The organism is Nocardia sp. MDA0666, from assembly GCF_003023875.1.
Taxonomy (GTDB): Bacteria; Actinomycetota; Actinomycetes; order Mycobacteriales; family Mycobacteriaceae; genus Nocardia; species Nocardia aobensis.
Genome location: NZ_PYHT01000012.1, coordinates 103033 through 114362 on the forward strand (window position 1 = coordinate 103033; position 11330 = coordinate 114362).

At 63.6% G+C, this 11330-nt stretch carries 6 protein-coding genes; 4 read left to right on the forward strand and 2 right to left on the reverse strand.

Annotated features, from left to right (window positions below; genetic code table 11):
* Positions 1 to 2: 2 nt before the first annotated feature.
* On the forward strand, positions 3 to 2900 hold the full coding sequence (locus tag C8258_RS18365) for a DEAD/DEAH box helicase (protein WP_106956232.1): 2898 nt from the start codon (positions 3 to 5) through the stop codon (positions 2898 to 2900).
* Here C8258_RS18365 and C8258_RS33250 read toward each other — a convergent pair.
* Positions 2864 to 3829 (reverse strand): hypothetical protein, encoded by a 966-nt coding sequence (locus C8258_RS33250; protein WP_233225172.1) that lies wholly within the window; start codon positions 3827 to 3829, stop codon positions 2864 to 2866. The genes C8258_RS18365 and C8258_RS33250 overlap by 37 nt on opposite strands.
* On the opposite strand from C8258_RS33250, the gene C8258_RS18370 reads away from it, so the two are divergent.
* Positions 3770 to 7024 (forward strand): DNA methyltransferase, encoded by a 3255-nt coding sequence (locus C8258_RS18370; RefSeq protein WP_233225173.1) that lies wholly within the window; start codon positions 3770 to 3772, stop codon positions 7022 to 7024. The two genes, C8258_RS33250 and C8258_RS18370, sit on opposite strands and share 60 nt — an antisense overlap.
* Positions 7025 to 7387: 363 nt before the next feature.
* Positions 7388 to 9529: a hypothetical protein gene (locus C8258_RS32300; protein WP_146161264.1), complete on the forward strand. Its 2142-nt coding sequence runs from the start codon at positions 7388 to 7390 to the stop codon at positions 9527 to 9529.
* Between the two features lie 537 nt (positions 9530 to 10066).
* Here the strand turns inward: C8258_RS32300 and C8258_RS18380 are convergent.
* Complete coding sequence (locus C8258_RS18380; RefSeq protein WP_146161265.1) at positions 10067 to 10360, reverse strand: hypothetical protein; 294 nt, start codon at positions 10358 to 10360, stop codon at positions 10067 to 10069.
* A 308-nt stretch (positions 10361 to 10668) separates the two neighbouring features.
* Here C8258_RS18380 and C8258_RS18385 point away from each other — a divergent pair, with 308 nt between their 5' ends.
* On the forward strand, positions 10669 to 11319 hold the full coding sequence (locus C8258_RS18385; protein ID WP_106956236.1) for a Uma2 family endonuclease: 651 nt from the start codon (positions 10669 to 10671) through the stop codon (positions 11317 to 11319).
* Positions 11320 to 11330 lie beyond the last annotated feature (11 nt).

Sequence of the window (11330 nt, forward strand, 5' to 3'; positions counted from 1 at the left end):
CGATGACAACCACCTTTTCGCCGGGTTCGCTGGTCACCGCCCGCGGCCGCGACTGGGTCGTGCAGCCCGACAGCGCCGACGACATGCTGGTGCTGCGCCCGCTCGGCGGCAGCGACGACGACATCTCGGCCGTCTTCCCGGCATTCGAAGAAGTACGTAGCGCCGAATTCGCGCGGCCGTCGGCACGCGATCTCGGTGACGCACTGTCGGCGGGCCTGCTGCGCACGGCGCTGCGGATCGGATTCCGTTCGGGCGCCGGGCCGTTCCGGTCACTGGCCGCCATCGCCGTGGAACCGCGCGCTTATCAGCTCGTACCACTGATGATGGCGTTGCGGCAACAGACCGTACGACTGCTCATCGCCGACGATGTCGGGATCGGCAAGACCATCGAGGCCGGGCTCATCGCCGGTGAGCTCCTCGCCCAGGGCAGCGCTTCGCGGCTCGCAGTGTTGTGCTCACCGGCACTGGCCGAGCAGTGGCAGTCCGAACTTCGCACCAAGTTCGGTATCGACGCCGAACTGGTCCTCGCCTCCACCGTGTCGCGACTCGAACGCGGCCTCGATCTGGGGCAGTCGCTGTTCGACCGGCACCCGCACGTGATCGTGTCCACCGATTTCATCAAGTCCACCCGCCACCGTGACGACTTCGTGCGGCACTGCCCGGATCTGGTCATCGTTGACGAGGCGCACACCTGTGTCGTCGCCACCGAGAACGCCCCCGCGCAGAACCAGCTCCGGCACGAGTTGCTCGAACGGATCGCCGCGGACTCGCGTCGGCATCTGCTGTTGATGACCGCGACCCCGCACAGCGGTAAGGAAAGTGCCTTTCGTGCCCTGCTCGGTCTGGTGAAGGCCGAGTTGGCCCACGCAGATCTCGATTCCGAAGCCGGACGCCGGACACTGGCCGCGCACTTCGTGCAGCGCAAGCGCGCGGACGTGCGCCACTTCCTCACCAAATCCGATGGGCTGCCCGACGAAAGCCTGCGTGAGGATACCGTTTTCCCGTCGGACCGCTTGTTCAAGGACGAGACCTACCGGCTCTCCGCCGAGTACCGAGCATTGCTGGACGACGCCATCGCCTATGCGGGAGAACGTGTCACGGCGGCCGGCGACCGCGGCACGCGTGATGCTCGCATCGCCTGGTGGTCTGCGATCGCACTGTTGCGGTCGCTGGTCTCCTCACCGCGAGCCGCGGCGCAAACCTTGCGCACCCGCTCCGCCTCGGCGCTCGCCGCCACCGCCGCCGAAGCCGACCGGCTCGGCGCGCCGCTGACACGCGACACCAGCGACGACGACGCTTTGGAAGGGTGCGATGTCGCACCCGGCGCCGAAATCGACGACGCGGGCGGGCGGCTCGCGGAACTGGCCGAACGGGCCCAACGGCTGGAGGGAAAAGCTGCCGACAAGAAGCTGGCGGCCCTGCTGAAGCACCTGAAAGCGCTACTGGCCGAGGGCTACCATCCCATCGTCTTCTGCCGCTACATCCCGACCGCCGAATATCTCGCCGAGCACCTCGACGGAAAACTCGGCGCTCGTACCGTGGTTCGGGCGGTCACCGGAGCGCTGTCCCCACAGCAACGCCTGCAGCGCATCGAGCACCTGGCGCACGAAGCGGGCGAGCACGACGATTCCCGCCGGGTGCTGATCGCCACCGACTGCCTGTCCGAAGGCGTGAATCTGCAACACCACTTCGATGCCGTGATCCACTACGACCTGGCGTGGAACCCCACCCGTCACGATCAGCGCGAAGGCCGGGTCGACCGGTACGGACAACAGCGTGACATCGTGCGGGTCATCACCCTCGTCGGCAGCGATACCGGCATCGACGGCAAGGTGCTCGAGGTTCTGATCACCAAACACCGCCAGATCCAGAAGGATTTGGGCATCTCGGTCTCTGTTCCCGACGCGGCCTCCGCCGCGGTGACCGACGCGATCGTGGAATGGCTGTTGATGCGCAATCAGCGCGCCGAACAGGATGCGCTGTTCGAACTCGAGACCGTCGACCGCCGGGCGCGGGAACTGGAGGCGGACTGGAAGTCGGCCGCGGAACGGGAAAGGGCCTCTCGTTCACGATTCGCCCAACGCTCCATCCACCCTGAGGAGATCGCCCGGGAGGTCGCCGCGATCCGCGAGACCCTGGGCCGGGCGGACGAGGTCCGCGGGTTCGCGCGATACGCGTTGACCGCACTGGAGGCGGTGCTGCGCGATGACGGGTCGGGCGGATTCACCGCCGATCTCAGCGGCACTCCGATCGGGCTGCGCGACGCGCTGGCGCCGATGCTCGGCGGTGACGCGGTGGAGGCCGGGCGGCCGGTGCCCTTCCGCGACACCGCGGCGGTGGCGCGCGGGGAGGCCGCGTTGGTCCGCACCGACCCCGCCGTCGCGGCGATCGCCGGATACGTTCTCGACGCCGCACTCGACGACAAGACCTCCGGCGCGCGGCCCGCTCGCCGCTGCGGGGTGGTGCGCACCCGCGGCGTCGATACCCGCACAACCATGCTGCTGGTGCGCTATCGCTTCCGTTTGACCCTCCCGACCCGGGCGAGCGAGCGGGAGTTGATCGCCGAGGACGCGCGCCTGCTCGCATTCCAGGGCTCACCTGCGGCGGCCACGTGGCTCTCGCCCGAACAATCGCTGAGCTTGCTGGATGTCGTCGCCGACGAGAACACCGACCCGGTATTCGGCACCCGCACCACACAGCGTGTGCTGGACGAACTCGATGCCACCACAACACATCTGGACAGTTTCGGAGAGCAGCTCGCCGCCGAGCTGCTCTCCTCGCACCGCCGGGTCCGCAGCGCGGCCGGCGAGATCGTCCGAGGTGTCGGCGTGACCGTCCAGAAACCCGCCGACATCCTCGGCGTCTACGTGTACCTGCCAGTGTCCGGGAGTCCCCGCTGATGTCCGTCGTCGCCCGCAACCAGGTCTTCTCCGCCGTGCACACCGTCGGCGGGCTGCTGCCCACCGATATGCTCGTCCGCATCGGCGAAGGCGCCGATGTCGCCGGCAGCGAGCCGTCGAGCTACCGGGTGATCGGTTCCCGTTCGGTCGCCGACGAGGCGGAACGGCATTGGGATTATCTGGTCTCGGTGTGGAAGGAATTGCGCGAGCACCTGATTCTCACCGCGCCTGCCGAAACCCCGCCCGACCCGACCGGCCGCGCTATCACCCAGTGGCTCATACCTTTGTTCGCCGAATTGGGTTTCGGTGAGCTCACCACCGTCGGCCCGGCCGGGATCCGATCCGATGACGGCAGCAAGGCCTTCGACATCAGCCACCGGTGGAATCATGTGCCGATCCACGTGATCCCGTGGCAGCACTGGCTCGACAAGCGCCCCGGCGGCGCCGGTACCGTCCCACCGCAATCGCTGGTGCAGGAATGTCTCAACCGCACCGAGGCGCACCTGTGGGCGCTGGTCACCAACGGGCGCCAGTTGCGGCTGTTGCGCGACTCGAGCGCCCTGGCCACCGCGTCCTATATCGAGTTCGATCTGGAGGCGATCTTCGACGGCGAGCTGTTCAGCGAGTTCGTCCTGCTGTATCGGCTGCTGCACGTCTCCCGCTTCGCGATCGCCGACGGCGCCGCCCCGGCCGGCTGCTGGCTCGAGACTTGGCGGCTCGACGCGATCGCATCCGGAACTCGGGCCCTGGACCAGTTGCGCGACGGTGTGGCCAAGGCGATCACCACGCTGGGCACCGGATTCCTCCGGCATCCGGACAACTCTGCTCTGCGTGCGGATCTCGACGTCGACGCCCTGCACAACGCCCTGTTGCGGCTGGTCTACCGGCTGCTGTTCGTCTTCGTCGCGGAGGACCGCGATGTCCTCCACCGGCCGGATGCCGACCCGCTGGCCCGCGAACGCTACGCTCGATACTTCGCCACGGCCCGGTTACGTGCCCAGGCGCGACGCCGCCGCGGCACCGCACACGACGACCTTTACCGCACCCTGCGAATCGTTCTTGACGCGCTCGGTGAGGAGGACGGCCGCCCGGAACTGGGCCTGCCGGGTCTCGGCGGTATCTTCGACGACACCGATGCCGATGCACCCTTGCGCGGTGTGGCGCTATCCAACGAATACCTGCTCGGCGCGGTACGACATCTCGCCCAGGTGCGCGACCCGGGTTCGCAGCGGGTGCGGCCGGTCGATTACCAGCACCTCGACGCCGAGGAGCTCGGATCGATCTACGAATCGTTGCTGGAGCTGATCCCCCGCTACAGCCCGATCGAGCGGACCTTAGAGCTGGAGCTGTTGGCGGGTAATACCCGCAAAACCACCGGCTCGTACTACACACCCTCCTCGTTGATCGACAACCTGCTCGATTCGTCCCTGGACCCGATCATCGACGACGCGGTCAAACGTGGGGAGGCGATGGCCACCGCGGCGGGGCAACCCGATCCCTCCGACGCCGTCATCGAACAACTGCTGTCGTTGACTGTCTGCGACCCCGCCTGCGGCTCGGGGCATTTCCTAGTCGCTGCGGCACGCCGCATCGCGAAAAAGGTTGCGGCCGTGCGCGAACACAACCCCGAGCCGACACCGGACGCGGTTCGGCACGCGCTGCACGAGGTCATCGCCCGCTGCGTGTACGGCGTCGATCTCAATCCGTTGGCGGTCGAACTCGCCAAGGTGTCGTTGTGGCTGGAGGCGCTCGAGCCCGGTCAGCCACTGAGCTTCCTGGACGCACATGTGAAGTGCGGCAACGGGCTCATCGGCGCCACTCCGGCGTTACTGCGCGGCGGTATCCCGGACAAGGCGTTCAAGAAGGTGGAAGGCGATGACGACGCCTATGTGAAACGCTTCGCCGACCAGAACGAGGCCGAGCGAGCGGGGCAAGGCGGGTTGTTCGACCTCATCGCGGAAACCAAGGTCGCCAATACCACTCTCGCCGAGGACCTTCGCCGTATCACCGCCGCACCGGCCGACACCCTGCCCCGCGTCCGCCATCAGGCCGCCGCGTACCGGGAATGGGAGAACTCCCCCGACTACCGCCGGGCCCGCCACATCGCCGATGCCTGGTGCGCGGCGTTCATGTGGCACAAAACCGAGGACGCGCCCACGCCAGTGACCGACGGAGTGTTTCGCGCACTACAGAATCCGAGCGACTCGGCGGCCCCGCAGGAGACCCATCTCGAGATCGTGCGGCTGCGCAACGAGTATCGTTTTTTCCACTGGCATGTCGAGTTTCCAGAGATTTTCGTTGTGCCCGTGGACAATTCCGGTGTCGACTCGGTCACCGGATGGTCCGGTGGCTTCTCCTGCGTGCTCGGCAATCCGCCATGGGACAAGGTCGATTTCGAGGACAAGAAATATTTCGCGGCCGCGCAGCCGTCCATCGCGGCGATGTCAGGGGCCGCGCGGCGTGCTGAAATACAGCGCTGGATCGCCGAGGTCCCGGAGGCCGGGAGCAGGTACATGGAGGCGCGCCGCAAGGTGAAATCCACATTCTTGTTCGCGGGCAGTTCCGGGGCATTCCCACTGTGCGGGCGGGGGCTGACGGTCAAGGGGGTCAACTCACTGGCGACCGATCAGCTTTTCGCCGAACGGTTTACGACCATCGTCGCGCCACAGGGCCGAATCGGATGCATCATTCCCACCGCGATCGCGACCGGCGCGGGTGCGCAACACCTGTTCGGTGATTTCACCGACCGCGCGGCCATTTCCATGCTTTACGACTTCGAGAACCGTAAACCGCTGTTCCCAGGCGTGGATTCCAGACAAAAGTTCTGCCTGCTCGCCCTTGTCGGCAAAGGCCAGCGGGAACCGTCGACCACCTTCTCCTTCTACCTCACCGACACAAGCGATCTCGACGACACCGACCGGCGGTTCACGCTGTCGCCCGAAGAAATTCGCCTGATCAATCCCAACACAGGGAACCTGCCGGTGTTTCGTAGCCGTCGCGACGCCGACCTGACCGCGGCCATCTACCATCGCGTGCCGGTGCTGTGGAATGAGGCGGTCAAGGGCGGCAATCACTGGCAGATCACCTTCAAGAATCTCTTCAACATGACCGATGACTCCGATCTCTTCCGTACGGCCGACCGCCTCGAAGCCGAGGGCTGGGAGTTGCGGGGGAACACCTTCACTCGCGATGGCAAACGTATGCTTCCGCTGTATGAGTCGAAAATGATCCACCACTTCGACCACCGCTGGAACTCATTTCACGGGACCGGCAACGAAGACCGTCGGCGTCTCTCGGCATCGGAAAAGAGCGACTCATCCGTGGCTGCCGCCCCGCGCTACTGGATCGCTGAGGATGGACTCATAGACACTGTCCGAAATAACAAGGCTACGGAGATTCCAGGCGTCGCGAAACGGTTGGAGCAACTGCATTGGGATCGGCAATGGCTCTGCGGGTGGCGCGACGTCTGTCGCGCCACCGATGAACGTACGGCTATCCCCGGCTTCCTCCCGCGTACCGCAGCCGGGCATACCCTCCCCCTGATGTTTCCGCGCGTTTCCCCTCCTCTCGTCGCGGCCCTCATCGCCGTCCAGAGCTCGTTCGTGTTCGACTTCGTCAGCCGGCAGAAGGTCGGCGGTATCCACATGGCGCTCATGACATGGAAACAGCTTCCGGTCCCCACGCCCGGCGAGATGGAACCGCACACCCCGTTCCTCACTCCGCGAGTACTCGAATTGGTCTATACCGCATGGGATATGGCGGGACTCGCCCGCGATCTCGACGATACCGACCCACCGTTCCGATGGGACGAGCAGCGCCGCGCCCGTATCCGCGCCGAACTGGACGCATATTTCTTCCACCTGTACGGAATCGAGCGCCCGGATGTGGAGTACATCATGGAAAGCTTTCAATCCGCCTCCGGCGGCGGACTCAAGAACTCCGAAATAGCCACCTACGGCAGTTACCGTTCGAAGGATTGGATCCTGGCCGAATACGACCGGATGGCGACGGCCGGCCTCACGCTCACCAGCCCGCTCACCGAGGGCGAGAACTACACCAGCGCCCTCACCCCGCCACCCGGATGCGGTCCGCGCCACCCCGCTCAAACCGTGCCGCAGTGGTGATACCGCGTCTCGTGGGCCTGTAACCGTGGGGCGTTCAGATCTCGGCTCGAGCACGGTCACCATCAATCACCCGTTTCCCATCAGCACCCCCGGTCAGAGGTGGAGTTCTGAGCCGAGGCCGACGCTGCCTCGGCTACGCCGCTGCATCCAGCTCCGATCCATTCCACGCGAACCGACTCTCCTCACAGCATCGCTGTCGCTGCGAGTCACCGACATGACCCGCAGCAAAGCGGACGTAATCACAGCGTTTTCGTCAGCAGCACTCGAGCCCCGCGAACGATCTGGCTGGTTGGTAGTCTGGGTCGGATCGAAATTCTCTGCGCCTCAATGAGTTTGACGCGCCGGATCGGAGGATACCGGGGGATGCTGGAACAGGAACTGCAGGACTTCGTCGAAGATCTCGTCAACCGGGGGCAGCTCGTCACGGCTACGACCGGCTGGGAAGATGTACGGGCTATCGCGGCAGACCAGCATCGTAACGGGGAATCGCTCCTACTTCTCGACGATTTGGTACTGCACCGTGCAGCCGAGGCCGCGCTTATGGTAGAAGGCAGACTGGGCACACTCACACCTGTGGCAGATAGCCGAGCATCGATCTCCCTCAATAGAAAAGAGGCTCTCTTTACCGATTTGCTGTACATTTCGCCGAGTACAGGCACGGTCGTGGTTTTCGAACTCAAAAGAAACCGCAAAGTCGCACGTGAGACCGCCACAGAGCTCTTGGCCTATGAACAGGAACTGCGAAACCACCTGCATTTCGCAGCCCGCACTGACATCTGTTTCGTCGTCGTCTCAACCGATTACTCGCCACTGCTCGATCATTCCCTTCTCTCGTTGACGGCTTGGCACGGACTACGGATACTGTGCCTGAAAGCTGGACCTGACAAATCACTGAGTGTGCACATTCCTGAGGCATGGAGCAGCTTGGGGCAGTCGCTCATATCTCCGCAGTACATAGAGACGATGACCCTGACCTTCACTCCACACGATGCAGAAATGGCAGCGGAGAAGGTCGGAACCCTGGTAAGCGGCGCTATGGATATCATCGCCCGCAATTCCGATCGCAACGGCGCGACCGGCTTCGGGATCGTTTGGGAGGACACGCGATATCTAGTCGAAACGCGGAACCCAGTCGGTCTGACGGTCGCACGGGTAAACCCTGCAGGGTTTCTCGCCGACACCCGCGCTGGCAACTTCCTAGGTGATGTGCCCCGCAGTCCGCTGCACCGCAAGATCACGGGGTCCTTCAGCGGCAACGGCTGGCATCCGACGTCACCCGAAATAGAGGACGCTACAAGGTATTTGGCGCACCATGGAGTAGCCGAGTGGGAGCGTACGCCATCATGGGAAGATTTGCGGTCCGACCACCGACATCGCCGGCGTGCACGAATGCTGGACGACTACGCAGTGCCGGTCATATGTAGCACATGGGGGCTCGTTGGCGACTATGTCCGCGACCTGCTCACAGCACCTGAAAGGTCTTCGATCCCCCTCGAATTCAGAAACCACGTCATCGATACGAGGACCCCTGAGTTCACACTCCGAGTGCTGGACACCGTGGCAGCCGAAGACCGTACCCCGACATTCGGTGCTCATTGGCTGTGTAGCTTCGGGTTCCGATTGGCGCGTCTGTGGATTTACGTCACCATTTACCCGGAGCTGCAAACCCTCCGCGCACGCGAACGCGCACGCGCATGTTTGTCATGGGCTCGCATCGATTTAGGGGAGCCAATGGGGGCAGTACAGTCACTTTCGCTGCCTGGAACTCCTCCGCCACCGCCAATGATATTCGGCGCAGACGGCGATGGTGCTCCCATGGAGGATCCCGGCGCTATCGCAGCATTCATCAAATGGTTCGGCGAGCACGCGATTACTGATCGCAACCCACTTCACCGAGCCATATTCGACGGCGCGGCCAGCGACGCTCAGGCGCTCGACTCTGCGCTGACTGAGATGCTGCCCACCATCGACTTAAAAGACGAGATTGCGGCCGCAAGAGGACGAGCTGCCACAACCCTGATGAGGGCGGTCATGGACGCCCCCAGCCGACCGTATGCGAGCGAAGCGCTTACCGCACACCTCGCCAGCTGTTTCTCTCTCGCATGCACTGCTACCACTAGCTCCGACGACCTCATGCGGATGATCGATCAAATCCCGACCCCGGTTCTGCTCGATGAATATACCCGCGCGGTTCCTCAGGCACTAGACATTGCAGTTGCGCCACCCCACCTTGACCGTGGGAGGACGCCTTATGTTTTCACCAACGGTATGCTGTCCATATTCCGGCGGCGCGTGCTTAAGCAGCGAGCGCTCGGCAATAATCCAGGTCTCTATATTCGAAATAACGGCGAGTGCGGCCTGGTGCTGCTTTCTCCGAACATCGTCGGCCCTTTTGGCCCGTTGACCGACGAAGATGTTCTTCTTGAGTACTCACCAACAGCAAATACATTGCTTCACGAACTCACGACGTGGGACGCACTCCGTCGACGTAAATTGTTCCTTTGAGATGCGATTGGCCCATTTTGACCCAACTGCGGCCGTCGTCGTTGGCTCAAACAGTCGGAGAAGACAGAAGTTGAGGAGGCGATGAAGCGCAGGACTCGGCGGTGAATAGGGCCAGCTTCGCTGGTGGACCGTTCTGCGATGAGGGAACGACCATTGCGACTTCTGCCTCGATCTTACGGTAGGCCACTCTGCGTGCGACCACGGCTATATGGGCAAGCGCAACGGTGGGAGCGGCAAAGAGCCGAAGATCCCGAGCAAGCGCGAACGGGTCGCACGTGCGGAGCTTAAACGCGTTGAGGACTTTCTGCGTTCAGCCAAGCGAACAGAATCTACCCGGCCACTCACTGCCCAGGAGCGGGCGCTTGTAGATAAGGCACGCCAACTTCGTCGTCGCCTGTACGCGCGACTGGGTCCAAAACCGTTGCCGGGGAATAATAAATTGGTACGGGTCGGCCGCCCGATGCCCAAAGTCGGGGTCCGGTCTATTGTATCCGACGGGCTCCCTGACCTCGGGCGGCGGCGGTGAATTCGGGAGGGCTAACGCGAATCGCGCCTGATCTTCGGGTCGACCCAGACCGTCCCGTCTGGATAGACGACGACGGCGGGTGTACGGCGCTGTGGGTGCTGGCCATTCGCTTTCAGGGGGAGCTCAACATCCGTCTGGACAACGCGGATTGAGTGCCCGATCGGGCGCGGTTCGCCTTCGCTCCTGGTCGTCATTTCGAACGACACTGAACTGACCTTGACACTCTTGTCGTCGACAAACAGATGGGCCTGCACGTCGCTGTCCGAAAATCCGACGACGACGGACGGTCCCTTGGGTGGTGGCATGCGGTCACAGTACCTAGTGCAGAGCGGAGCCGGTTGCGTCCTTCGCAATCCAACCCCTTCCGGCGAGTCGGCCGGGGAGGGATGCTTATTGCGTCGCAATGCATTTCGCCTTTCGCACACCTCCGCAAATCTGCGCGCAAGGCCGTACCTAGATCGCCTTTCGGTGAGACGGAAAATTGCTCCCGCCACCCCAACCTGCCTCGTGTCTCTCCCGCCGTGGGTTCCGAGGTCGCTATCTGGCAAAGCTTTTCGCAGTTAGTTTAGCTGGCCGAAACTGGATCGGCAGTCGTACCAGCTATCATGACTGCATGTCCGCCCCACAGGCGAGGCGGCCCAAGCTCCCGGAGCACTTGACCTGGGACGAACTGTCGGCGCTTCCCGATGAGATCGTCGAGCGCATCGAGCTCTGGGACGGGCGCGTGGTGTGGACACCACACTGCCCATCCGAACATCACGAATTCACCAACTTGCTCTGGAATCGCCTGCGGACCTGCGTCAAAGCGCTGGAGGCGGATCCCGAGCAATGCTGGCGGGTGAGTACCGGGACCAGCGTGTTCTTCGGATGCATCGGCATGTCGGATTTCGTCACACCGGACTTCATGATCTACCGGTGTCTGCCGGAGCCGTACCAGTATGTCCGATCCGATCGGGTGGTTCTGGTGGGCGAAGTGCTAACGCCTTCCAATTCGGATGCCGATACGGAAGCGAAGAAGGCTCGCTACGCACGAGCGGGAATCCCGTGGTACTGGGAGGTTACGCTCGCCACACATCGCAGCGAGATCGCGCACATCCACGCCTACACGCTGATCCCGGAGGTGAAACCGCCGGATCCCGGCATCCCAGTGTTGCACCGCGCGAACTACGTCCTCGCCGGAGCCTGGTTTCCCGCCGACGCGGGTGCTGCCACCATCAACCACCCGTTCCCCATCAGTATCCCCTGGTCCGAGCTGGAATTTTGAGCTCAGCCGCT